The organism is Sphingomonas sp. (assembly GCF_025362505.1).
Taxonomy (GTDB): Bacteria; Pseudomonadota; Alphaproteobacteria; order Sphingomonadales; family Sphingomonadaceae; genus Sphingomicrobium.
This window is the reverse complement of the sequence record NZ_JANYGG010000063.1, coordinates 1-23,850: the sequence shown is the minus strand read 5'-3', so window position 1 is coordinate 23,850 and position 23,850 is coordinate 1. Positions and strand designations below refer to the sequence as shown.

At 66.3% G+C, this 23,850-nt stretch carries 25 protein-coding genes and 1 pseudogene; 15 read left to right on the top strand and 11 right to left on the bottom strand.

The window, feature by feature from the left end:
- Window positions 1-8 precede the first annotated feature (8 nt).
- The gene (locus Q0R27_RS05585; protein ID WP_293941981.1) at window positions 9-1,070 is read right to left on the bottom strand and encodes a 5-(carboxyamino)imidazole ribonucleotide synthase; all 1,062 of its coding nucleotides are present in this window, start codon (window positions 1,068-1,070) and stop codon (window positions 9-11) included.
- Window positions 1,067-1,555 (bottom strand): 5-(carboxyamino)imidazole ribonucleotide mutase, encoded by a 489-nt coding sequence (gene purE / locus Q0R27_RS05580; RefSeq protein WP_293941978.1) that lies wholly within the window; start codon window positions 1,553-1,555, stop codon window positions 1,067-1,069. Before purE ends, Q0R27_RS05585 begins: the two co-directional genes overlap by 4 nt.
- A gap of 124 nt (window positions 1,556-1,679) precedes the next feature.
- Between purE and Q0R27_RS05575 the strand changes: the two genes are divergently transcribed.
- Entirely contained in the window at window positions 1,680-2,267 is a 588-nt protein-coding gene (locus Q0R27_RS05575; RefSeq protein ID WP_293941975.1) for a GGDEF domain-containing protein, read from the top strand.
- A 29-nt stretch (window positions 2,268-2,296) separates the two neighbouring features.
- On the opposite strand, the gene gpmA is transcribed toward Q0R27_RS05575, so the two are convergent.
- Complete coding sequence (gene gpmA, locus Q0R27_RS05570; protein ID WP_293941972.1) at window positions 2,297-2,983, bottom strand: 2,3-diphosphoglycerate-dependent phosphoglycerate mutase; 687 nt, start codon at window positions 2,981-2,983, stop codon at window positions 2,297-2,299.
- A 2-nt stretch (window positions 2,984-2,985) separates the two neighbouring features.
- The gene (locus Q0R27_RS05565; RefSeq protein WP_293941969.1) at window positions 2,986-4,119 is read right to left on the bottom strand and encodes a M14-type cytosolic carboxypeptidase; all 1,134 of its coding nucleotides are present in this window, start codon (window positions 4,117-4,119) and stop codon (window positions 2,986-2,988) included.
- A 170-nt stretch (window positions 4,120-4,289) separates the two neighbouring features.
- Between Q0R27_RS05565 and galE the strand changes: the two genes are divergently transcribed.
- The 6 genes from galE to Q0R27_RS05535 all read left to right on the top strand — a co-directional run bounded on the left by galE (window position 4,290) and on the right by Q0R27_RS05535 (window position 11,875).
- On the top strand, window positions 4,290-5,300 hold the full coding sequence (gene galE / locus Q0R27_RS05560; RefSeq protein WP_293941966.1) for a UDP-glucose 4-epimerase GalE: 1,011 nt from the start codon (window positions 4,290-4,292) through the stop codon (window positions 5,298-5,300).
- Window positions 5,297-6,946, top strand: a complete 1,650-nt coding sequence (locus tag Q0R27_RS05555; RefSeq protein WP_293941963.1) for a M20/M25/M40 family metallo-hydrolase — start codon at window positions 5,297-5,299, stop codon at window positions 6,944-6,946. The genes galE and Q0R27_RS05555 overlap by 4 nt, the downstream gene beginning before the upstream one ends.
- Before the next feature lie 189 nt (window positions 6,947-7,135).
- On the top strand, window positions 7,136-9,553 hold the full coding sequence (locus tag Q0R27_RS05550) for a TonB-dependent receptor (RefSeq protein WP_293941961.1): 2,418 nt from the start codon (window positions 7,136-7,138) through the stop codon (window positions 9,551-9,553).
- The gene (locus Q0R27_RS05545; protein WP_293941959.1) at window positions 9,553-10,818 is read left to right on the top strand and encodes an FAD-dependent oxidoreductase; all 1,266 of its coding nucleotides are present in this window, start codon (window positions 9,553-9,555) and stop codon (window positions 10,816-10,818) included. Before Q0R27_RS05550 ends, Q0R27_RS05545 begins: the two co-directional genes overlap by 1 nt.
- A gap of 203 nt (window positions 10,819-11,021) precedes the next feature.
- Window positions 11,022-11,147, top strand: coding sequence for a type B 50S ribosomal protein L36 (ykgO, locus tag Q0R27_RS05540; protein ID WP_006833921.1), 126 nt, complete (start codon window positions 11,022-11,024; stop codon window positions 11,145-11,147).
- Between the two features lie 17 nt (window positions 11,148-11,164).
- Window positions 11,165-11,875: a class I SAM-dependent methyltransferase gene (locus Q0R27_RS05535; RefSeq protein ID WP_293942003.1), complete on the top strand. Its 711-nt coding sequence runs from the start codon at window positions 11,165-11,167 to the stop codon at window positions 11,873-11,875.
- On the opposite strand, the gene Q0R27_RS05530 is transcribed toward Q0R27_RS05535, so the two are convergent.
- Entirely contained in the window at window positions 11,788-12,726 is a 939-nt protein-coding gene (locus Q0R27_RS05530; RefSeq protein ID WP_293941956.1) for a hypothetical protein, read from the bottom strand. The genes Q0R27_RS05535 and Q0R27_RS05530 overlap by 88 nt on opposite strands.
- A 37-nt stretch (window positions 12,727-12,763) precedes the next feature.
- On the opposite strand from Q0R27_RS05530, the gene Q0R27_RS05525 reads away from it, so the two are divergent.
- From Q0R27_RS05525 to Q0R27_RS05495, 7 genes are all read left to right on the top strand, one after another.
- The gene (locus Q0R27_RS05525; protein WP_293941953.1) at window positions 12,764-13,051 is read left to right on the top strand and encodes a PqqD family peptide modification chaperone; all 288 of its coding nucleotides are present in this window, start codon (window positions 12,764-12,766) and stop codon (window positions 13,049-13,051) included.
- A complete protein-coding gene (locus Q0R27_RS05520) occupies window positions 13,048-14,715 on the top strand; it encodes an ABC transporter ATP-binding protein (RefSeq protein ID WP_293941950.1) in 1,668 nt (555 codons plus the stop codon). The genes Q0R27_RS05525 and Q0R27_RS05520 overlap by 4 nt, the downstream gene beginning before the upstream one ends.
- The gene (locus tag Q0R27_RS05515; protein WP_293941947.1) at window positions 14,712-15,833 is read left to right on the top strand and encodes a nucleotidyltransferase family protein; all 1,122 of its coding nucleotides are present in this window, start codon (window positions 14,712-14,714) and stop codon (window positions 15,831-15,833) included. The genes Q0R27_RS05520 and Q0R27_RS05515 overlap by 4 nt, the downstream gene beginning before the upstream one ends.
- 64 nt (window positions 15,834-15,897) lie before the next feature.
- Entirely contained in the window at window positions 15,898-16,023 is a 126-nt protein-coding gene (locus Q0R27_RS05510; RefSeq protein ID WP_293941945.1) for a hypothetical protein, read from the top strand.
- Between the two features lie 177 nt (window positions 16,024-16,200).
- Window positions 16,201-17,898, top strand: a complete 1,698-nt coding sequence (locus tag Q0R27_RS05505; protein ID WP_293941944.1) for an asparagine synthase-related protein — start codon at window positions 16,201-16,203, stop codon at window positions 17,896-17,898.
- Window positions 17,895-18,317, top strand: coding sequence for a lasso peptide biosynthesis B2 protein (locus Q0R27_RS05500; RefSeq protein WP_293941942.1), 423 nt, complete (start codon window positions 17,895-17,897; stop codon window positions 18,315-18,317). The genes Q0R27_RS05505 and Q0R27_RS05500 overlap by 4 nt, the downstream gene beginning before the upstream one ends.
- Before the next feature lie 46 nt (window positions 18,318-18,363).
- The gene (locus tag Q0R27_RS05495; RefSeq protein ID WP_293941939.1) at window positions 18,364-18,642 is read left to right on the top strand and encodes a hypothetical protein; all 279 of its coding nucleotides are present in this window, start codon (window positions 18,364-18,366) and stop codon (window positions 18,640-18,642) included.
- Between the two features lie 18 nt (window positions 18,643-18,660).
- Here the strand turns inward: Q0R27_RS05495 and Q0R27_RS05490 are convergent, their stop codons facing one another.
- From Q0R27_RS05490 to argC, 5 genes are read right to left on the bottom strand one after another with little or no spacing between them, the layout of a single operon-like run.
- Window positions 18,661-19,074, bottom strand: coding sequence for a hypothetical protein (locus tag Q0R27_RS05490; RefSeq protein WP_293941937.1), 414 nt, complete (start codon window positions 19,072-19,074; stop codon window positions 18,661-18,663).
- Window positions 19,075-19,134: 60 nt separating this feature from the next.
- The gene (locus tag Q0R27_RS05485) at window positions 19,135-19,596 is read right to left on the bottom strand and encodes a hypothetical protein (protein ID WP_293941935.1); all 462 of its coding nucleotides are present in this window, start codon (window positions 19,594-19,596) and stop codon (window positions 19,135-19,137) included.
- A 3-nt stretch (window positions 19,597-19,599) separates the two neighbouring features.
- The gene (gene argB / locus Q0R27_RS05480) at window positions 19,600-20,466 is read right to left on the bottom strand and encodes an acetylglutamate kinase (protein ID WP_293941933.1); all 867 of its coding nucleotides are present in this window, start codon (window positions 20,464-20,466) and stop codon (window positions 19,600-19,602) included.
- A complete protein-coding gene (argJ, locus tag Q0R27_RS05475; protein WP_293941932.1) occupies window positions 20,463-21,626 on the bottom strand; it encodes a bifunctional glutamate N-acetyltransferase/amino-acid acetyltransferase ArgJ in 1,164 nt (387 codons plus the stop codon). Before argJ ends, argB begins: the two co-directional genes overlap by 4 nt.
- Window positions 21,627-21,636: 10 nt before the next feature.
- Entirely contained in the window at window positions 21,637-22,644 is a 1,008-nt protein-coding gene (argC, locus tag Q0R27_RS05470) for an N-acetyl-gamma-glutamyl-phosphate reductase (protein WP_293941929.1), read from the bottom strand.
- Window positions 22,645-22,728: 84 nt separating this feature from the next.
- On the opposite strand from argC, the gene Q0R27_RS05465 reads away from it, so the two are divergent.
- Complete coding sequence (locus tag Q0R27_RS05465; RefSeq protein ID WP_293941926.1) at window positions 22,729-23,595, top strand: peptidylprolyl isomerase; 867 nt, start codon at window positions 22,729-22,731, stop codon at window positions 23,593-23,595.
- 133 nt (window positions 23,596-23,728) lie between these two features.
- Here the strand turns inward: Q0R27_RS05465 and Q0R27_RS05460 are convergent.
- Window positions 23,729-23,850 (bottom strand): annotated as a pseudogene (locus tag Q0R27_RS05460) (IS630 family transposase); the annotation flags it as partial.

Genomic DNA, 23,850 nt, shown 5'->3' with positions numbered 1-23,850 from the left:
GGAAGCGATTAGCGCTTCACTCGCGTGACATGGCCCATCTTGCGCCCGGGCCGCGCCGCGCCCTTGCCGTAAAGGTGGAGATGCGCGCCGGACTCGGCGACTAGCGAAGCCCACTGATCGACCTCGTCACCGATCAGATTGTCCATCGCCGCGCTGGCTCCGGTAAGTCTCGTAGCGCCGAGCGGCAGCCCGACGACCGCGCGGATGTGCTGCTCGAATTGCGAAGTCTCGGCGCCCTCGATCGTCCAATGGCCGCTGTTGTGAACCCGTGGCGCGATCTCGTTGACAACCGGTCCGTCGGCCGTGGCGAAAAACTCGACCGCCATTACCCCGATATGGCACAGCGCCTTGGCCAGTCCGCACGCCGTTTCGACTGCCTCCGCCACGCGTGCCGAGGCGGGCAGGGCGGCGGGCACTTCGGACCGGCGCAGGATTCCGCCCTCGTGAATGTTGCGCGGCACTTCCCAGCAGCGCGTCTCGCCCTCGACCGTCCGCGCCACCAGCACGGAGAATTCGGCGAGATAGTCGACCGCCATTTCGGCGACCGCGGGCTGGCGGCCGATCGCGTCCCACGCCGCCGCCGCTTCGTCCGCCGAGCGGATCCACGCCTGGCCCTTGCCATCGTAACCCAGCCGACGGCTTTTGAGCACGATCGGCAGCCCGAGCGCGCCGACCGCCGCGACCGCATCCTCGACGCAATTGACCGCATGCCACGGCGAGACCCTGGCCCCGGTGCCTTCGATGAAGCGCTTCTCGACCGCCCGATCCTGCGCAATCGCCAGAGACAGGGTGCCCGGTCGAAGTTTGTCGCCAAGCGCCTCCAGCGGCGCGACCGGCAGATTTTCGAATTCGTAGGTGACGACGTCGACTGCAGCGGCGAACCGCGCCAGCGCGTCGCCGTCATCGAACTGCGCGCGCGTGACCGCCGCCGCCACGTCGCCCGCGCACGGCGCCTCGCCCGGATCGAAGACATGCACCTTGTAGCCGAGCGGCGCCGCGGCGAGCGCGAGCATCCGGCCAAGCTGGCCGCCGCCGATGATCCCGATCGTCCCGCCCGGCGCGATCGTCATTCGGGGGTTTCGTCGACCGCGTCGGTCTGGGCCGACCGCCATGCATCGAGCCGGCTGGCGAGCTCGGCGTCGTTCAGCGCCAGGATCGAAGCCGCCAGCAGCGCCGCATTGACCGCTCCGGCGCGCCCGATCGCGAGCGTCCCGACCGGCACGCCGGCGGGCATCTGGACGATCGACAACAGACTATCCATGCCGCTCAGCGCCTTCGATTCTACCGGCACACCGAGCACCGGCAGCCGCGTCATCGCCGCCGCCATCCCCGGCAGGTGAGCCGCACCGCCAGCCCCGGCAATGATGATCTTCAGCCCGCGCCCCGCCGCGCCGCTGGCATAGTCATAGAGCCGCTGGGGCGTGCGATGAGCCGACACGACGCGTCGCTCGTGCGGGATTTCGAGGCGGTCGAGCATCTCGGCGGCATGTTTCATCGTATCCCAATCGGATCGACTGCCCATGATGATCCCGATGTCGACGTGTTCCGCGTCCATGCCCGTCGCCTGCAACCCCCAACGAAGCGGCGGGTTTAGGGAGGCGTTGCGGGTGGCGCAATGCGGGACATCGACATCAGGCGGATTTCCGAAGCTTTTAATCTCGGTTATAGGAAACATGATCGTGAGGACTGGGGATCATCGGGTGTACGAAGTCAGGGAAGATCGCGACGACGCTGCGGAGATCGACCGGCTGCGCGGAATGATCGCCCAGCTTGAGGCGCGTTGTGCCGAACTCGATCGACTGGCGCACCATGATTCGCTGGTGCCGCTGCTCAACCGGCGCGGCTTCTTGCGCCAGCTCGAACTCGTCATTGCCCGCCACGAGCGTTACGGCGACCCCGCTGCGGTGCTGTTCGTCGATCTCGATGGTCTGAAGATGCTCAACGACAGCTTTGGCCATCCGGCGGGCGATTCGGCGCTGATCCATGTCGCGGCGATGCTCGTCGGCGGCGTGCGGCAGTCGGACACGGTCGGCCGGCTCGGTGGCGATGAATTCTGCATCCTCCTCGACCACGCCGACGAACGAAGCGCGGCCGAAACCGCCGAACGGCTGGTCGACACGATCGCGGGCGACGAGTTCTTCATCGACGGCATGCCGGTCCCGCTGTCGGTCGCGATCGGGGTTACCGTCATCGAGCGGGGCGACACGCCCGCGGCCGTGCTCGCGCGCGCCGACCAGGCGATGTACCAGGGCAAGGTCGCGGCGTAATTTGTTCGAAGCACTGCTCGACAAAGAGCTTAGCAGTCTTTCAGATAGTATCGCTCGCGCACCGCGAAATCGTCGCCAAGTTCGTAGACGATCGGCTCGCCGGTCGGGATTTCGAGCGAGACAATGTCCTCGTCGGCGATCTTCGACAGATATTTTTCCAGCGCGCGCAGCGAATTGCCGTGCGCCGCGACGATCACTCGATCGCCCGCGGTGAGCGCTGGCGCGATGTGGTTCTCGAAATAGGGCAGGACGCGCGCAATCGTATCCTTGAGGCTCTCGGTCCCCGGCACCGCGATACCGGCATAGCGGCGGTCGAGGGCGACATCATAGTCGCTGCCGGCCTCGAGCAGGGGCGGGGGCACATCGAATGACCGGCGCCAGACCTTGACCTGTTCCTCGCCGACCCTGGCGATCGTCTCGGCCTTGTTGAGCCCGGTCAGCCCGCCGTAGTGGCGCTCGTTCAGTTCCCACGCCTTGGTCACCGGCAGCCACAGCCGGCCCATTTCCTCGAGCACGAGGTTGAGCGTGCGGATCGCGCGGGTCTGCAGCGAGGTGAAGCAACGGTCGAGATCATACCCCTTGTCCTTGAGCAGCCGCCCCGCCGCGCGCGCCTCCTCGACCCCCTGCTCGGTCAGGTCGACGTCCCACCAGCCGGTGAACCGATTCTCGAGGTTCCACTCCGACTGGCCGTGACGGAGCAGGACGAGGGTCGGCATGGCTATTTGCCCTGCTTGAGGTCTGGCAGCATCGCGTGGAGCGCGTCGAGGCACGCGGCGGCGAGATATTTCGAGCGCTCGGGGCTCCAGCCGTAGACGTCGTCGGGCAGGTCGAAATTATCCTTGAACGGCATTTCAAGCGTCATCGACACGCCGCCGAAGCGCTCGGCGAGCTGGGTCGTCGACATCGACAGATTGGCCTTGCCCGGCGGCGGGGCTTCATAGCCCTGGCGCGTCTGGAAATCGGGAGAGATGCGCTCGAGCGTATTGGAGAACAGCGAGAACAGCGCCGACTGCCGCTCGGTCAGCGACGGGATGCCCTCGAAGCCGGCGAGGAAGTTGGCCGGGATCGCCTCGTCGCCATGGACGTCGATCGCGAACGCCGGCGGCTGGTCGTCCATCGCATTGCGGACGTAAAGCACTTCGGGGCTCTTCTCGGCCGACGGCGCGTGCCATTCGCGGTTGAGGTTGACGCCGACCGCGTTGGTCCGCAGGTGCCCGCGGCGCGATCCGTCAGGGTTCATGTTGGGCACGACGTGGAAGGTGCAGTCGCGGCGCAGGATGCGGGCGACGGGATCGTCGGGATCGGTCAATTTCTCGAGCGCGCCTTCCATCCACCATTCGGCCATCGTCTCGCCGGGGTGCTGGCGGCCGTAGAGCCACACGGTCAGCTCGCCCTCGCCGATGGTCAGGCAATCGATGTCCTGTCCGTCAAGGCTTTGCCCGAGCGAGCGATACTCGACTCCCGGCAGTGCGGCGACGGTCGAGATGAGGTCGTGGTGCCGCTCCATCGAGTAAGGCGCGAAATAGGCGACCCACACGAGGTCGGTCTCGGGCGTGAAGCGGATTGTCAGCGTGCCGTCGGCGTAGCTCGTGTCGTCGACCCGCACCCAGTCTTCGCGGTCGATCGACAGGCAGGCGCGATAGTCGGGCCAGCCGTTGGGATAGGCCGAACCGCCGCAATTGGTGATGTTCAGCGTCACCTCGCGTCCACCGGCCCCGGCGACGCGGAAGTAAAACCATTGGTAGAAATCGCTCATGTGATCGGCGACGATCTCCAGCATGGCGGTGTCGCCGTCGATGCCGCTGACGCGAATATTGCCGGCGTCGAACGCGCTGGAAATGCTGATGGCCATATATCTACCTGTTGGAAGCTTGAAATCGAGGGCGTGATAGTGCGCTCGTCTGGCGGTGGGAACCCGAAAACGGGCACGTGCGTCTTGGGGAAGGGGGTGGCCTCGACCGCAGCGCTTCGGCTAGCGCGGACTTGGCGCGCTCCTGAACTCGTTCGTGCCAGAGGAGCCCCATGACCGGATCGCCCAAGCCAACCGTCCTTGTCACCGGCGGTGGCGGCTACATCGGCAGCCACGCGGTGCTGGCATTGCGCGACGCCGGCTGGTCGGTCGTGGTCCTCGACGACGAGAGCAACAGCACTGGCGTGCTGGTCCCCCAAGGCGTGCCGTACATCAAGGGCTCGATCGCCGACCGCCCACTCGTCGCCGGCCTGCTGCGCGAGCATGGGATCGGCGCGATCATGCACTTCGCCGGATCGATGCTGGTCGCCGAATCGGTTACCGACCCGCTCAAATATTATCGCAACAACACCCTCGCGAGCCATGCCTTGCTCGAGGAGATGATCGCCGCCGGGGTGCCGCACATCGTCTTCTCGTCGACCGCCGCAATCTATGGCGCGCCCGAGCGGCTGCCGATCGAGGAGGGCGATCCCAAACTGCCGATCAACCCCTATGGCGCGTCGAAGTGGATGACCGAGCAGATGCTCGCCGACGCGGCCCGCGTTCACGACTTCAACTATGCCGCGCTGCGCTATTTCAACGTCGCCGGCGCGGACCCCGACCTGCGCGCCGGCCAGATCGGCAAGACATCGACCCACATCGTCAAGATCGCGACCGAAGCGGCTTTGGCCAAGCGCCCGCATGTCGATGTGTTCGGGACCGATTATCCGACCCCCGACGGGAGTTGCGTGCGCGATTATATCCACGTGTCCGACCTCGCCGCCGCGCATGTCGCCGCGCTCGAGCAGCTGATCGCCGACCCGGACGAGAATCTGGTGCTCAACTGCGGCTACGGCACCGGCCTGTCGGTGATCGAAGTGCTCGATGCACTCGACGTGGTTTGCCAGCGCAAGGTCCCGCGCGTCGTCGGCCCGCGCCGCCCGGGCGATCCGCCGCAGCTCGTCGCCTCCAACCGCGCGCTGGTCGAAACGCTGGACTGGATCCCGGCCCACGCCGATATCCACCAGATCATCTCCGACGCGCTCGCGTGGGAACGCAAGCTCAAGAACGGAAAACCGGTTTGATCCTTCGAATTTTGCTTCCGTTCGCGGCGGCGCTGGCTTCGCTTGGCGCCGCCAGCCCTGTCGCTCCGCTGACGGCGGAGGAGCAAGTCGCCGCCAACACCGTCCGCGCCCATGTCGAGTTCCTTGCCGGTGACCGGCTGGAAGGGCGTGACACTGGGTCGCGCGGACACGAGATTGCCGCTGATTATGTCGCGGCCCAGTTCCGGATGCTCGGTCTCGAACCCGGCGGCCCGGACGGCAGCTGGTTCCAGCAGGTGCCGCTGCGCAAGGCGATCACCACCCAGCCGACGCCCGCGATCAGCCTGGTCGTCGGCGGCAGTTCTAAATCACTTCGTTGGGGCGTCGATGCTGCGCTTCGGCCCAGCTTGACCGAACGCCATCGCTCTATATCGGCACCGCTTGTATTCGCCGGTTTCGGACTGGACGAGCCGTTGCTTGGGCTCGACGACTATCGTGACCTTTCGGTCTCCGGAGCTATCGTCGTCGTGCTCGACGGTGCCCCAGCCGGGGTGCCAACCGAAGTCGCGGCGCATCTGGGATCGACCAAGGCCGAGGCCGCCGCACAGCTTGGCGCGATCGGGATTATCCACCTCTCCGGCGATGGACCGCGCGGTGCCCGGGCCAGCGATGTTGCCGGAACAGCGACCCAGTCGGTGATGAGCTGGATCGACACGTCGGGCAGGACCGGCGATTCAGCGAACCTGCGCGCTACGCTTACGCTTTCGCCGGCATGGCAGGCGCGACTGTTCGACGGTGCGCCGAAGTCGCTTGCCGCGGTTCGCGCCGAGGCGCTCGCCAAGCGCCGTCCTGTCGGCTTCGCGCTGCCGGGCCGAATGACGGTCGCCGCCGACTCCAGCTGGGAGAATTTCGCGAGTCCCGCCGTGATCGGGCGCTTGCCGGGCGCCGACCCGGCACGCGTCGCCGACCATATTGTGTTGATGGCGCACCTCGATCATCTCGGGGTCAAGGCCGACGCCAAGCCGGGCGAGGACCGCATCTACAATGGCGCGCTCGACAATGCCGCTGGGGTCGCGACCATGCTCGAGGCCGCGCGCGAGTTCGTCGCCAGCGGCCGCCGCCCGGCGCGCTCCGTCCTGTTCATCGCCAACACCGGCGAGGAAAAGGGCCTGCTCGGGGCAGACTATTTCGCCGCCCACCCGACCGTCCCGGGTGCTTCGATCGCCAGCGTGGTCGACCTCGACATGCCGCTGCCGCTCTACGACTTCACCGACGTCATCGCATTCGGCGCCGAACATTCTACCGTCGCCCGGACCGTTGCCGAAGCGGGCGCGTCGATGGGGATCAAGGTGTCGCCCGACCCGATGCCGCAGGAGTCGATCTTTGTCCGCTCGGACCACTACAGCTTCGTGCGCCGCGGGGTGCCCGCGATCCTGCTGATGACCGGCTACGCCAATGGCGGCGAGGCAGTGTGGAAGAACTTCCTGTCGAAGGTCTATCACAGCCCCGCCGATGACCTGTCGCAGCCGATCCAGTGGCGCGCTCTCGCCCGCTACGGCATGCTCAACTACGACATCGCCCGAGCCCTCGCCGACGCCCCCGACCGCCCCCACTGGTTCGACCATGACTATTTCGGCGACCGCTTCGCCCCGGGGCAAGTGCGGGCACCGCGGGGGAGTGGCGGGTAGGGCTGGAAGCTTGGCGAGCGTGGCGTATTCCCGCCATTCGACCGTTGCTCAAGCTCCTCCCATTCAATCAGCGAGGTTGTTACATCTATGCAACAATCGTCGCGAATACGAGGCGAACGGCCCGCCGAGCCTTCCCGCGTCCTTCGCGTTCAGTTAGTTTCCTCACATAAACATTAGGGGGGATTTACCATGAACGCTCGTTCGCTCACCAGACTGCTCGGCGGCGTCGCTATCTTCGCCGTCGCCACGCCGGCGCTCGCCCAGACCGCGTCAGAGGATCGCGCGCAGGCAACCAATGCACCGACCGGCAACTCGACCGACGGTTCCGCCCCAGAAGAAATCATCGTCACCGCGACCAAGCGCGCTTCGACGCTGCAGAACGTGCCTTTTTCGATCAACGCCCAAACCCAGGCCGACCTCCAGCGCGCCAATGCGGTGACGCTGGAAGACGTCAGCCGCAATATCGCCGGCCTCGCCGTCCAAAACCTTGGGCCGGGGCAGAGCCAGGTCTCCATCCGCGGCGTCTCGGCCGGCCAGATCGTCCGCGACCAACCGGGCGTGAAGGAACAGGTGGGCGTCTATCTCGACGAAAGCGTCGTATCGCTGTCACTATTCACGCCTGATTTCGACCTATTCGACTTGAACCGCGTCGAAACGCTGCGCGGTCCCCAAGGCACGCTGTTCGGATCGGGCAGCGTCGGCGGCACAATCCGCTACATCACCAACCAGCCCAAGCTCGGCAAGACGGAAGGGCTGATCGAAGCCAACGTCAACACGATGCAGGAAGACGCCATCGGCGGCTGGCTAAAGGGCGCGGTCAACCTGCCGCTCGGGCCGACCGCAGCGCTGCGCGTCGTCGGCTATGGCACGCGCTACGCCGGCTTCATCGATGCGATTGGGCCGGCGGCCAAGAAGAACGTCAATTCGGGCAGCCGCGTCGGCGGCCGCGCCTCGATCCTGTGGGAGCCAGCGTCGGGCGTTAAGCTGACCCCGCGCATTGTCTATCAGGATATCAAGGCCAACGGGTTCAATCGCGAAGAGGTGTTCAACCTTTACTCTAACCAGTTCACCACGCCGTCGCACACCTATGCGACCAACGAACAATATCTGAATCTACGCGAGTCTTTCCGCGATAAGACGACGCTTGCTGACCTGACCGCCTCGGCCGACTTATCGTCCAATGTCGAGGTCACCTCGGTGACGAGCTACATCCACCGCAACATTCTCGTCAGCCGCGATGCATCGGCGCTGACAGGGTCGGTGTCCGTCGATCTTGGCTTCCCCACCGCAGGCGTCAACTTGCCGTCAAATCTAGTTGATACGACCAAGGTCAAGCAATTCTCTCAGGAATTGCGGGTCGGCTCGACCGGACCGGGGCCGTTCCAATGGGTCATCGGGGGCTTCTATTCGCACGTCGACCGCCAATATACCCAGCGCCTGCCGACCCCGGGGTACGACGCCTTCACGGATGCACGGTTTGGTGCCGGGACGTCGGTCGCTGTAGCCAACGGATTTCCGCTCAACTCACCGTACAACGCCGACCTGCCGTACAAGATCAAGCAGACGGCGATATTCGGCGAGGCGAGCTACAAGACTGGTGACTTCAAGGTGACCGCCGGTGGCCGCTATTACGACTTCAAGGAAAAGCGGACGTTCAAGTCGGGCGGCCTATTTGCAAACGGTGACAATAATATCGACCGGACCAAGTCGAGCGGCTTTAGCCCGCGCCTGATTGCGACGTATGCGCCCGATCGCAACCTCAGCGTCAATCTCCAGGCATCGAAAGGGTTTCGATTGGGCGGCGTCAATGATCCGCTCAACATCCCGCTATGCTCGGGCGGGGCCGGCGGCGTCGACGCGCTGACCTATGGCAACCATCCGCGCTACAATGACGAGACGTTGTGGAATTATGAGGGGGGTATAAAAACGCAGGGCCATGGCCTCACGTTCAACGCAGCTGCTTTCTACACGCGGATCAAGAATCTGCAGGTGACGGCCGATGCGGGCAGCTGCTCGTCGCGCGTCGTGTTCAACGTGCCAAAGGCGCACACTCAGGGCATTGAGGCGGAATTGTCGGCCAGGCCAATTCGGGGCCTCGACCTCGCGCTCTCGGGGAGCTTCATCAACTCGAAGTTCGATTCGAGCGTGACGACGACGTCCGGGACAGTCATCGCCGGAATCCGCGACGGTAACCGCCTGCCGACAGTCCCCAAGTTCCAGGTTTCGGCCTCCGCAACCTACGGCCAGCGTTTCTCGAGCAACGCCGACTGGTATGTCTCGGCGTCGTACCAGCATGTCGGCACGCGCTTCACTCAGCCGTCTGATCAGGAAAATAACCCGCGGACCTTCATCTCTGGCCTACCGTTCAATGGCGCCACCGGGACTGGTGCGACAGTGCTAAACCTCAAGCTGCCGTCCTATGATCTCGTCGACATCTCGGCCGGGCTCAAGTTCAACAGCGGCACCGAGTTCGTGCTCTATGCCAAGAATTTGTTCGACGAGACTCCGCTCCTCTCGTTCGACCGCGAGCGCGGCGGGCGGGCGCGGCTTGGCTTCAACGTCGGACAGCCTCGCAACATCGGCCTGACCGTCCGCCAGGCCTTCTGATGCGTAACGGGACCGGCTCAGACATGCCGGTCCCGCTGACCCGCAGATCCGTCCTCGGCGGGGTCGCCGGCGCCGTGACTGCCCCCGCAATCGGGCGCGTCGCGACGCGCGGGTCCAGGCTCCATATCGCGGTGATCGGCGCAGGCGTGTTCGGGGCGTGGACCGCGCGCCACCTTCAATTGGCCGGCCACAACGTCACGCTGGTCGATGCGCGCGGTCCAGCCAATAATCGCGCGAGTTCGGGCGGCGAATCGCGCATGACCCGCGCCGCCTATGGCAAGGATTCGATCTACACGCGCATGGCGCTCGACAGCCTCGCGCAGTGGAAGGAGCTCGGCGCTCGCTCGGGACTGCCGATCTTCATCCCGGCCGGTGTCCTGTTCTTCTTTCCCACCGACGATCCCTATCTCGCCGACAGCCTTGCCGCGCATCGCCGGTTGAAGCTGCCGACCGAGCTGTTCTCGCCCGCAGACATGGCGCGGCGCTTTCCCATGATCGATCCCAGCGGGGTCCATGCCGCGCTTTACGAGCCGGGCTTCGGCGCACTCATGGCGCGACGCGCGGTGCAGACGCTGGTCCACAAGTTCGTCGCGGATCAGGGGCAGTATCTCGTCGGCGACGTGGCTCCACCCCGGGAGGATGCCGCGAGCCTCGGGTCGATCAGGCTGTCAAGCGGCGAGACGATCGCCGCCGACCGCTTCGTCTTCGCTGCCGGCCCGTGGCTTCCCAAACTCTTTCCGCAGGCGATCAGCCGGCGGATCGTCGCGACGCGCCAGGAAGTCTTCTTCTTCGCTCCTCCACCCGGGGACCGCCGCTTCCTGTCCGGGGCAATGCCCGGCTGGGCCGATTTCAACGGCGGCGATATCTATTACGGCTTCCCCGATCTGGAGGGGCGCGGGGTCAAGTTCGCGCACGACGCCCACGGGGTCGAGGTCGATCCCGACACTCAAAGCCGCATACCAACCGAGGCCGCCCTGGCTGAGATCGTCGCCTTTCGCGACCGCCGCTTCCCACTGCTGCGTGGTGCGCCGCTCGTCGAAAGCCGGGTGTGCCAGTATGAAAACAGCGGCAATGGCGACTTTCTGATCGATCACCATCCGCATCTCGCTGACGTGTTGCTGGTTGGCGGCGGTTCGGGCCACGGCTTCAAGCATGGCCCGGAGGTCGGGCGCAAGGCAGCCGCGCTGCTCTTTGGTCGCGAAAGCGTCGAGTCGCGCTTTTCGCTCGCCACCAAGGCGCTCACCCAGCGGCGCGCGGTCCACTAGTTCACCGCCTGAAAAGCGGCGATGTCCGTTCCGCGCGATCGACGAGCCGACACCGGCGATTTCCCTGTTGTGCTTGCGACCTCCAGTTTCCGCCACTCTCCCCCCTTTCCAAACCTTGACGCCCACGCCCCTCCCGACTAGGGGACCGCTTCGGTTTCGGCCGCACCCATCGTTATTCAAACCGCAAGCAGGCGTTCCCGGCCATGAAGATTCGCAATTCCCTGAAGTCGCTGAAGTCGCGCCATCGCGACTGCCGGGTGATTCGCCGCCGTGGCCGCACCTACGTCATCAACAAGACGAATCGGCGGTTCAAGGCTCGCCAGGGCTAAGCTCCGGGGCCGCTTCCATCAGCGGCTATCTGAAATCGCTGTTCCGGCATATCCGGTCGCTGACCTCGGCGACCGGCCGGTCGGTCGTCTGGACGCGGCTGCGCCACCGCGCTTCGCTCCACCAGAGCGCGACGACCACCTTCGACGATCGCTATCCCGAGCTGTTCGCCGCACTTGCTTCGCGATTATCCCCCAATGCCGCGATTCTCTCCTTCGGTTGTTCGACAGGGGAGGAATTGCTCTCGCTGCGTCGGATGATGCCCACGGCCCGGCTTACCGGCGTCGAAATCAACCCGCGCGCGAGGCGCATCGCGCGCAGACTTACCGCCGCCGATCCGCTGATCGACGTCGTGTCCAGGCTCCCGAGTGGACCGTTCGACGCGGTCCTGGCGCTCGCCGTACTCCAGCGCGAGCCCATGCGGATGATCGCCGAGCAGGTCGCCGACCTTGGCCGACTCTACCCGTTTGCCCGGTTCGACGACGGGGTTGTAGCGCTGGTCGATCGCCTTGCTTGCGGCGGATTCCTGCTCGTGTTCCACGCCCATTACCGGGTCGAGGACAGCAGCGTTGCCGATGTGCTTCGACCGGTCGGGTGGTTTCCCCTGCTCGACGGACCGTTGTTTGACCGAGACTCGCGGCGCTACGACCCAACGCCGCCCGCCGCCGCTTTGTTCGTCAAGGGAGACGACAAATGGGCGGCAATCAGCGCGCCCTCCTCGAACAGCTGATCCGTGCCCCATCGCCGGGCGACGCGGAACACCGCGATCTTGCGCGCGATCGCCATCGCCTGGTCAAACTGCACCCGGCTGTTCTCTCCCGCGACCGATTGGCCGATCATCCAGCGAAACGCATTGTCGAGCACGCCGTCGGCCGTCAGGATGCCGCGGAGCGGCTGGATCAGCGGCTCATCGTCGCTGTCCCTCGCGCCGAGAAGATAGAGCCGCTCGAGCGGGCGCGGGTCAAGCGAGCCAACTTCCTGCACAGCATCGAGCGGCACATGAAACTTGTCGTAATCGCTGGCGACCGGCTCGAGCCCGTCGCGCGCGCGGCCGAACAGGTCGAGCGTCGCCTGCCACAGCTTGAGCCGCGGAATGCCGCCATAAACCATCGGCCGCTGCTCACCATCAAGGCGAATCGCACAAAGGTCGTCGCCGAGCACGCGAAACCCCTGGCGGTCGAGCAGCGCCGCCATGGTCGACTTGCCCGCGCCCGACGGCCCGCTGAACGCCGCCACCCCGCCGCTGGCGAGCAGGACCGAATTGGCATGGAGCGGAAAATAACCGCGCTGGTGAAGAAGTGTCGCCATGACCGTGCCAAGCAACCACAGGCGAATGTCGTTGTCGCCGGTTCCGGGCGGCGCCGCGATGCGCACCGAGCGGCCCCCTTCGACGGTGAACACCATGTCGTCGAGGTGCAGGGTGATGTGTTCGCCGGCACCGCTCAGCCAGCGCTCGTTTCGATCGTGATGCTCGCCGTCGGCGAAGTCGATTACGACGTCCGCCGGCCCACTCCCGCGCTGAAGTTCCGGTAGCGGCAGCGCGCTCTCTAGCTTGAGCCCGAATGCGTGATAATAATGCATGCAAGAGTCCCTAAAGCGCTCCGATCTGAAAGGCTACATGAACACAATCGACGAAATGAGCCGGCTGGTCCGCAATGCCGAAATTCCGACCGGGGTGATCGACGGGGAACTGGTTGCGCTCGACCTTGCGCGGGGCGATTGTTTCGGCATGGACAAGGTCGGCACGGTGATCTGGACGCTGATCTGCGAGCCCATCCAGGTCGCGACGATCATCGACCGCCTCGTCGAGGAGTACGACGTCGATCGCGAGTCGTGCGCGAACGACGTGCTGCCGTTCCTTGGTGAGCTCGCCGAAGCCGGGCTGGTTCGCGTGCTGGAGGAATGAGCGGGACGCCGCATCAAACTCCCGCCGCTGCCCTGTTTCGCGACGTTCGCCGCGAGGCGGGCCGCAAGCTTTGGATCACGGGTGCGCTGATGGCGGCTGGGGCGCTCGCCGAGGGCGCCAGCCTGCTGATCTTGTTGCCGATGTTGTCGCTGGTGTCGGGCGAGGGCGGGCGCGGCGCGCGCTTCGCCGCCGATGTCATTCCCGGAATGAACCGGCTTCCCTTCGTCCTCGGCGTTTTTCTGCTGCTGATGATCGCCCGTTCCGCGATCCTGTTTGTCCGCGATCGCGCCAGCGCGCGGCTCGAGAGTGATTATGAGCGGAGCCTGCGCTTGCGCGCGGCGATCACGCTCGCCGACCGCGGCTGGCCGTTCGCCGCCAGCGTCGGTCAGGCGGGAATGCAGGCGCTGCTCGACAACGACGTCCCGCGCAGCTCGACGGCAGTTCATTTTGGGCTGTCGGCGGCGACCGCCGTGTTTCTCCTGCTGATCCAGCTCGCTGTCGCTGCGACCTTGTCGTGGCCGATGGCCCTCGGGGCGCTGGTGCTGCTGTCGCTTGGACTGCCATCCATGCTTAAACTTGCCCGCCGGAGCGAACTGAGCGGGCTGGGGATAACGGCCAGCCAACAGGTCAGTGTTCGTGCTGCCTTCAGCTTGTACGCCGGCCTGAAGGCAGCGCTCGCCCAAGGCTCGGCGGGTCGGTTCATCGATGCCTATGACAGGAGCCTGGTCAAGCTGGCCGACCAGATGGTCGATTTTGCGACCGCTCTGGCGAATTCGCGCGCTCGGCACGCGATCGCCGCCGCGGCTGCTGCCGCCACGATCATCGCGGTCGGTAGTGCATTGGCGCTCGACCTGCCGCGCTTGCTCGTGCTGCTCGTTCTATTCGCGCGGATGAGTGGTCCGGCGCAGTCGCTGCAACAGGCGCTGGCCAGCCTGGCTGCCCACGCGCCGGCCTTTGCCAATATCGAGGCCTTGCTCGGTGAATTATCGCTGGTCGCGCCGCCCGTGCCCACGGCGTCGCCGCTTGACTGGACCGTCGTCGAGGGCCTCGGGCTGGCGCTCGATCGCGGCGGCGGGGCAGGCCTTGTTCCGGTCGACTTTACGCTGCGGCGGGGCGAATGGCTGGCGCTCTCCGGGACATCGGGGGCAGGCAAGACCAGCCTGGTCGATATCATCGCCGGCCTGATCGCGCCGACCGCCGGTCAACTGCTCGTCGACGGCTCACCGCTCGACGCGACACGCTTGGCAGGCTGGCGGGCGGGACTTTCCTATATCGGGCAGCAGGAAGCGCCGTTCGACGAAACCATCCGCAGTGCGCTCGGCTCGGCTTCCGATGCCGAGCTGTGGGCCGCGCTTGGTCTCGTCGGTCTTGCGGACGTGGTTCGGGGCAGCCCGTCCGGTCTCGACACGCGGCTCGCCGAGCGCGGCGATCGATTGTCCGGCGGCGAGCGCCAACGCCTGCTGATTGCGCGCGCCCTGATGCGTCAGCCGCGGCTGCTCCTGCTCGACGAAGCCACCGCTGCGCTCGACGTCGTCAGCGAACGCGCGCTCGTCGAACGCCTTCGCGCCGCTCGCCCCAAGATGGCGGTCCTGCTCGTCGCCCATCGTGCCGAGAGCCTCGCGCTGTGTGACCGCGCACTGGCGATCGGCGGCCACGCGGCATGACTCCCGCCTTTCGCCTGCTGTGCGCTTGTTGCCGCTGGCCCGACGATGATGCCCGCCGCGATGCGATCCGCGCCGCTGCGGGCGAGGTCGTCGATTGGGACGAAGTGACACGCCTTGCGGACCGCCACCGCGTCGAACCGCTGGTCGCCCACGGCCTTGCCGCTGCAAGTCTCTGCGTGCCCGTCACGCTCGATGCCGCCGTCCGCCATCATCGCGCTTTGAGCCTGCGCGACATTGGTGAGACACTGCGCGTCGCCGCCGCGCTCGACGAAGCGGGCATCGTCCATCGCTTTCTCAAGGGCGCCCCGCTCGGCGCGCGTGCCTACGGCAATCCGCTCCTCAAACGCAGCTGGGACATCGACCTGCTCGTGGGCCCCGCTGATGCCGTGCGCACCGCCGCACTGTTGGGGTTCCTCGGCTATGATCCGCGAGTGCCCCCGCGCGCCCTTGACGAGGAGGAGTTCGACCGTTGGTCGATCGTCTCCAAAGAAGCCGAGTATAAGTCGCCGCGCGGCACGACGATCGAACTCCATTGGCGCGTCAGCGATCACCACCAGCTGCTCGGCGAGATCTCGGCGGCCAGTCCCGCCACCGACGTCCGGCTGCTCGGCGAGCGGTCCGTCTCGACGTTCGCCGACCCTGTCAATTTGGCTTATCTCGCGGTCCATGGCAGCGCCCACGCCTGGTCGCGCCTGAAATGGATCGCCGATTTCAATGCGCTCCTCCAAACCTCAACCGAAGGGGATGGCCTGATCGAACAGGCCTCAGCCTGCGGAGTGGGGAATACCCTCTCCGCCGCGGCAACACTGGCGGGCGAGCTGTTCGGGACTCGCCCGCGAGCGCTGGCGATCGGACGCTCGCAGCGCCTTGTCGCCATCTCGCTCGCGGCATTGGCGGAGCAGAGGTCCGCAAGGGTTGAAGCGATCGCACGGCGCGGTCGCTGGTCGCTGGCGCGAGGCTGGGGCTATCGCCTGACAGAGCTGCGGATCCGCGCGCGCGGGTCCGACGACCGACTCTATTTCCCTCTGCCGCGGCGTTGGCGGTTCCTTTATCCCCTGCTGCGGATCCCCTTGTTTGCCATCCGGCGGGTGGGACGAGCGGGGGGTTTGCACAATTAATCTATGGTGTTAATGAAAGATTCGCGAAACATTATAATACGTATCGAGTATCGAGGAAATTAGCATGGCCGACAAAAAGACTGCTCATCGTGCCAGCTGGACCGTACCGAAACTCCATCGGATCGCCGCGAGCCTTGCGGGGATGCCCGGTGCTACGGGTAGCGGCGAGGGCACTAGCGGCAAGTCCTGATCGGCGGCAATCTGACGGAATGATTCGATAGGCATTTCAGGAAGGTGGTCGTTCAGGTCCGCGTCCGGACCGCATGACCTGCATCAAGATTTCAACGCATCGGCCGTCACTTTCTCCTGCGGTGAGGGGCGGCCTTCTCTGTCGGCAAACTACGACATTGCACTTGCGGTCAACGAGATGGGCGCGGCCATCGTAACCGATTCCCGCTTGTCCAACTACTCCGAACTCGGGCCCGCGCTCGGAGTCGATTCGCGGCGCGGAGACGCACAGCTGCTTCTCGGCGCATGGCAGCGCTGGGGCCTCGGCCTGTTCGACCACATCGAGGGCAGCTTCGCCTTCGCGCTTTGGGATCCCACCGAAGGCCGGCTGGTCCTTGCCCGCGACCACCTCGGCGACCGCCCGCTTCATTTTCGCGCAGACTCGCGCGGAGTCGCGTTCGCATCGCACCCCCTGCCCCTCGCGCCCCTCGACGACCGCCGCGCCGATCTCGAGCGAATCGTTTCCTACCTCGCGATCGAGCATGAATCGGGCCCGGCCAGCTTCATCGCCTCGGTCAGCAGGGTAGAGCCCGGCCAGTTCGTCATAATTGGCCCCGGCGAGGTCCGTGCCCGCGCGTGGTGGACCCCGTCGCTCGATCCACTTGCTTGGTCCCGTGACGATGCCCGGTTAGCCGTGCGCGCCGAACTTGACCGTGCCGTCCGCGACGCGCTCGATGGGCCGGTCATCGCAGCCCAGCTGAGCGGCGGTCTCGACAGCTCGCTGGTCGTGGAAAGCGCCGCGCGCCAACGCCAAACGGGTCAGCGCCTCGTCGCCATCACCGCCACCGCCGATCGCCGCGACCCGGCCGACACACACCGCTTCGTCGACGAGGCCGCAGTTGCCGCCGATACTGCGCGCGGCTTTACCGGTGTCGAGCACCTCGTCACGATCAGTCCAGCCGAACCGCCGATCGCCGCGCTCGAGCGGCTTTTCCCTAGTACTCAGCGTCCCCTGCTCAACGTCTGCAATCTCGGCTGGATGGAAGCGACCTACGACGCGGCGAGGTCGGTGGGCGCGACCACGCTGCTCACCGGCCTGTCGGGTAATTTCACCGTCAGCCACGAGGGAAGCTCGCGCCTCGCCGGTCTCGTCGCCGCCGGCCAATTCGTCCGCTGGTGGCACGAGGCGCGAGCCCATCGCGCAAGCGGTGGCGCGCGGTGGAGCGGAATCGCCGACATGTCGTTGAACTGGGCCATACCGCTGCCCATCCATCGGATGCTCGACCGACTTCGTCACGGCCCGCGCGAGTCCGTCCCTCTCGGCTTCCTGCGTCGCGGCCACCCGCTCGTCCGCGCAACCCTTAACCGCACCCGGCACACGGTCGAGGATCCACGCTTCCGTCCTGGCGATGACGCCGCCCTCGTCCTGCGCGAGCTTCGCTTCGTCGACCTCGGCCTCGCCAATGCCGGGGTTCGCGCTCGCTTCGGCCTCGACCCCGTCGACCCCACCGGATCGCGGCGACTGATCGAGCTTTGCCTTCGCCTTCCTGCCGACCATTATTTCCATGACGGCCGCCCGCGCCAGCTCGCCCGCTCGCTCCTTCGCGGTCGGGTTCCGCCGCGCGTTCTCGACGAGCGCCGCCGTGGCTACCAAGGCCAGAATTGGCGGCACGGCATCGAGCTCGGACGCGATTCGCTGATCGCGGAGATCGACCGCGCCGGCGCCGACCCCGATTCCGCCGCGTTGTTCGACCTCGCCGCGATCCGCACTCACCTCATCAACTGGCCGACCGAAGGCTGGGACCGCGAAGACCAGGTTCAACGCTACCGCCGCGACCTCATCCGCGCAATCGGTGCGCTGCGCTTCATGCGCTTCGTTCGCGAGGGCGCATCATGACCCGCCGGCCTCACTTTGATCGCCCCGCCCCCACGCTCCTCACCGAAGCCGGACTCGCCGTTCTTCGCGCCTCGATTGCGATCCGCCTCCGCCCCTTCGCTACCGTCGCTACATACGCCATCGTGCGCCGGGCGATAGCCGAACCCGACCCCGCAGCAATCGCGTCGGTGGTCCGCGCGGTCGAGGCGTGGGCCCGCCGCATGCCGTGGCGCGCGCTCTGTATGGAACAGGGCATCGCCGCCGCGATCATGCTCGCACGCCGCGGTTTCCCGGTCACTTTGTTTTACGGGGCGGCGATGACTGACGGTGAATTGAAGGCCCATGTCTGGGTGCGCTCAGACGAGCTTGACGTCATCGGCTGCGAAAATGCGTCCAATTTCGCCATCTTGTCGCAGTTTTCCAACGACTCATCTTCATGAACGGTTCACGGCTCGCTATATACGGGGGGAAGCGAGGAGAAATGCGATGACGAGGCTGTGGCAGACGAAGTTGGTGATGGGAGCGGTCTTGACCGCGCTCGTTTCCGGTTCGGCCGGCGCGATGGTTGTCCAATCCAATTCCCCGGTGGCGGCGACGCCCAAGGACTGGAAATATGAAATTCGCGACGGCAAGCGGGTGCCCAAGGGCAACCGCGTGACCAACGCCGACGGCAGCTGGCGCGAGGAAGTTCGTGTCGGGCAGTGCTTGACGGTCAAGGAAAAGACCGCCGCCGGCGACTATAGCGAAACGCGCAAATGCGATTGAGCCAAGTAATCTGAGAACCTAGGCGGCGGGCTTCGTGCCCGCCGTTTTCTTGTCGGGGGCGCTGTTCTCGATCACGCCGCACTCGGGAAGTTTCAGCTCCTTGAGGTCGGCGCACGGCCTGACTTGCGTGCTCCCTTCGGGCGCGACGAAAATCGCCCATTCCTTGCCGTCGTCGCAGCGCGCCTGCCACATTGAGAGATTCTTGTATTCGGTGACGAACTTCGACCCAATGAGCCGCTTGCAGACGCTGCCCGTATCGTAGATCGCGCGCTTGAGCCCAATCGAGCGGTCCATCTCGCTGGCGGCGGCAAGCTGGTTCTGCGCCTCGCCGCGGACCCTGATTTCCTTGCGCACCGGCTCTGGCGCCGGCGCCGAAGGGCCGCATCCGCCAAGCAAGCCCAGTCCCGCGATCATCGCTGTCATCCGCCGCATCGCGTCCCTCCTTCGCCGTCGTCCATAGCGCCGCGGCGCGCGCGCTAACAGGCTTTTTGGCTACCCTTCGGCCCGGCGAGCACGGAACATCATCGCTGCCGCGCTCGGCGTCACGCCATCGGCCAGTGCAACGAATATCGTATCATCCCCGGCAATGGTTCCCGCGACTTCTTCGAGACGCGCCACATCGATCGCATTGGCGACGAGGTTGGCCGAGCCGGGCGGGGTCTTGAGCACGAGCAGCGTACCCGCCGCGATAATGTCGATCACCCACTCGCCCAGCAGCCGCCCAAGCCGCGCTCTCGCCAGGCTGGCGTCATTGGCGTCCGGCAAGGCGTAGCGCGCTGCTCCGTCCTGCCGCACCCGCGCAGCGCCCAGCTGTTCGAGGTCGCGCGACACGGTTGCCTGCGTGGCAACGATCCCTGCCAGCCCGAGCCGCGCAACCAGTTCCTCCTGGCTCGCCACTTGGTCGTCGCGAAGCCAGTCGGCGATCAAACGCTGGCGCTGGAGCTTCGCGCTCACGAGTTAGTCGCCTCCGGCTTCGGCGCACACCATCGTGCCGATCCCCTGGTCGGTGAACAGTTCGACGAGGATGGCATGTTCCGCCCGCCCGTCGATCATGTGCGCGCTGCCGACTCCGCCCTCGACCGCCTCGGCACAGGAAGTCAGCTTGGGAATCATCCCGCCGGTGACCGCCTCGTCGGCGATCCGTCGCCGCGCCTCGCCCGCGGTCAATCGCTGGACGAGGCTCGCCGGATCCGACGGGTCGGCAAGGAGCCCCGGCGCGCCGGTCAGGTAGATGATCTTCTCCGCGCCCATCGCGATCGCGATCGCCCGCGCGGCGTCGTCGGCGTTGACGTTGTAGGGCTGGCCGTCCTTGTCCGCGCCGACGGTCGAGACGATCGGCACCAGCCCGTCCTCGTGGAGCGCGTGGAGCAGCCCAGCGTTGACCCGAGTGACCGTCCCGACGAACCCCAGCGCCGGGTCGAGCGGCTCGGTCTCGAGCAGCCGAGCATCTTCTCCAGCGACGCCGACCGCGACCGGCTCCAAAGCGTTGAGCGCGCCGACCAGCTCGCGGTTGATCTTCCCGACCAATACCATGCGGACGATGTCGAGCGTCTCGCTGTCGGTCACACGCAACCCCTCGCGAAACTCTGGCGTCAGGCCGGCGCGCTTCATCTGCTCGTCGATCTGCGGCCCACCGCCGTGGACCAGCACGGGGCGAATCCCGACCGAATGGAGCAGCAGCACGTCCTTCGCCAAGCTGCGCGCCCGCGCCGGATCGGTCATCGGCAGTCCGCCGACCTTGACCACGATCACCTTGCCGGTGAAGCGGCGGATATAGGGCAGCGCCTGGATCAGCAGCGCGGCGGTTTCGTTGGGGGTCATCATGACGTGAGGCTATTCTCTTTGATGTAACCCGGCCCCAAATCGACGCTGATGGCGCGCCCCTTGCCCGAGCCGAGGCCAAGGTCGACGACGATGTCGATGCTGTCGCCATGCATGTGCGCCGCGACGCCACCCTTGTCGTGGGGGATCTCGATCCCGCCATCGGCGACCCTGATCCCGCCATAGGAGACAGCGGCGCGATCGCTCTCGAACGCCGCGCCGCACGCGCCCGCCTCGCCGAGCAATCGTCCCCAGTAAGCGTCGGCGCCGTACCAGCTGCACTTGATCAGCTGGTTGTTGCCGATCGACCGCGCGACGTGGCGCGCCTCGGCGTCGGACGCAGCGCCGGTGACGTGGATCGTGACGAGCTTGGTCATCCCTTCGGCGTCGCGGCCCATCTGCAGCATCAGCGATTCACAAACCTGGAACACCGCGTCCTCGAACGCCGCCATGTCGGCCTGCGGCCCGGCGCGGCCGCTGGCGAACAGCATCGCGGTGTCGTTGGTCGAAGTCGCGCCATCGGTGATGAGGCAGTTGAAGCTGGCGTTGGCGGCGCGCGCCAGGATGTCCTGCAGCACCGGGCGCTCGACCTCGGCGTCGGTCGTCAGGAAGGCGAGCATTGTCGCCATGTTCGGGGCGAGCATGCCGCACCCCTTGGCCATCCCGCCGACCTTGAAGCCGGGGCCTTCGACGAGCGCTTCCTTGGGCCGCGTGTCGGTGGTCAGGATCGCATTGGCCGCGGCATGACCGCCGTCAGGAGCGCGCGCCTTGGCCAGCGCCGGGGTCGCCGCGATCAGCCTGTCGATCGGCAGCGCAACCCCGATCAGCCCGGTCGAGCAGACGAGCATTTCGATCGAAGCGCAACCGACCGCGTCGGCCGCCGCCGTCGCCATTGCCTCAGCGTCGATACGGCCCGCCGCACCCGTTCCGGCATTGGCGTTGCCCGAATTGACGACGACCCCGGCCGCCATCCCGCCGCTCGCGGCGAGCCGCTCGACGCAGGCATCGACCGGCGGCGCGCGGAACTTGTTCCGAGTGAACACCGCGGCGCACGGCACCGGCTTGCCGTCGTCGGTGACGAGCAGCGCGAAGTCAGGTCGCGATGCTTTGACCCCGGCATGAAGCCCGGCGGCGACGAACCCCCGGGGGGCGGTAACGCTCATTGCCAAAAGCTCATGGACACACTCCGCAGGTGGTAAGTCCGGCGCTCTCGTCGAGCCCGAACATCAAGTTGGCGCACTGGATCATCTGTCCCGCTGCGCCCTTGCCGAGATTGTCGATCGCGGCGATCGCGACGATCATTCCGGTCCGCTGGTCATAGCGCGCGGTAAGGAACGCCGCGTTCGACCCGGTCGCCCACTTGGTCTCGGGCGGCGCTTCGCCAACATGGACGAACGGCTCGTCGGCATAAGCTTCGCGCAGCACCGCCAGCGGATCGCACGCGCGGTTTGCTCGGGCATAGCAGGTCGCGAGGATCCCGCGGCTCATCGGCGCGAGGTGCGGAGTGAACAGCGGCTCCCCGCCAAGCATCATCCGCATCTCGGCGGTGTGGCGATGGTCGAGCAGGCCATACGCCCGCAACGACCCGTCGACCGCGCAGAAGTGGGTGCCGGCACTGGCCCCGCGCCCCGCGCCCGACACGCCCGAGGCCGCGTCAATGATCAGCCCGTCCCGCGACGCGATCCCCGCCTCGACCAGCGGCCGCAACGCCAGTGTCGCGGCGGTCGGATAGCAGCCCGGCGCGGCGACCAACTGCGCAGACTTGATCGCGTCGCGGTTTACTTCCGGCAGGCCATAAACGAACCGCCCGAGGAGCTCGGGGCGCGAATGCGCCTCGCCATACCAGTGCGCATAATCCTCGATAGTCTCGAGCCGGAAGTCCGCGCCGAGGTCGACGATTTTCGCGCCGCTGGCGACGAACTCGTCCGCCAGATTTTGGGTCTCACCGTGCGGCAAGGCCGCGAACACCAGGTCGCAACCGGCAAGCGCCCCCGGAGCCCACGCCTCGAATAACCTCTTCGGAAAGGCGAGGCCAAGATGCGGGTGAACCGTCGCGACCGACTGGCCAGCGTTCGACGAAGCGAACAGGCGCGTGGCCGCCATCCCGCCATGCGCGGTGAGAAGTCGAAGCAGTTCGCCACCGACATAACCGGAAGCGCCGAGAATCGCGGTCTTGATCATCGCTGGTATATGCAGATTAGTGCATAAACATGCAAGGTCGCATCGCGCTCGCCTTTGTGTCGACAATGTCGCTAGAATGAGGTCATGCGTTATTTTGCACTTGCCGCTCTCGCCCTTCTTGCCGCCGCTCCCAAGCCGCTGACCCCGATCGACATTGTCGCCGCAGCGCCCGCGTCGGCGTGGCGCAGGATCGCGCCCGAAGACCTTCTGGTCATCAACTTCAAAGCCGGGCCCCGGGTCGTCATCCAGCTCGCGCCCGCCTTCGCGCCGGTCCATGTCGCCAACATCCGGGCGCTGGCCCGAGCGCACTGGTGGGACGGTGCGGCAATCTATCGCGTGCAGGACAATTACGTCGTCCAGTGGGGCCATAACGACGACCGCAAGCTTTCCGCCGGGATCGTCGCCCGGCCGCCCGCCGAATATGTCCGCCCGCTCGCCGGCCTGCCGGTGACGCGTTTCGCTTACCGCGACAGCTATGCGCCGCGTGCCGGCTACGCATCCGGCTGGCCCGTCGCGATCGACCGAAGGACGGCCAGCCTGACGCATTGCTATGCCTATGTCGGGGTCGGCCGGGACCTCGCGCCCGACACCGGGACCGGCGGCGAGCTCTACGCGGTCATCGGCCACGCCCCGCGCCAGCTCGACCGCAACATCGCCGTCGTCGGCCGGGTGATCGCCGGGATCGAGGCAATGAGCAGCCTGCCGCGCGGGACCGATGCGCTCGGCTTCTACAAGGAACGGTCGAGCGACGTGCCGATCGCCTCGACCCGTCTCGCCTCCGACCTCCCCCCCGCCGACCGTCCCGACTTCGAGGTGATGGACACCGCGAGCGCGAGTTTCGCCGCCTACCTCGCCAAGCGCGCCAACCGCCGCGACGACTTCTACCGCCGCGCGGCGGGCGGGGTCGACCTGTGCAACGCGCCGGTGCCCGTGCGGCCGGTCAAGCGCTGAGCGAGCCGACCCGGCAGCGCGCGACCAGGCCAAGGCCAGCAACGGCGACAAGGCGGCCTGCGGCCCTCACGTCACCAGCAATCTGCCGGCTGTCGAGGAAGCATGGAAATGGGCTCATACCAAGACTCTCTGATTAGAACCGATGCGCCCAAGTTCGCAGCCCGAGGGACATGATGCGCCACGGTTGGTCGGTGAGACGGTTCCAGGCGAAGCAGCAGTGATCAAGGATATCGTCGTAGGATTTGAAGACGCGGT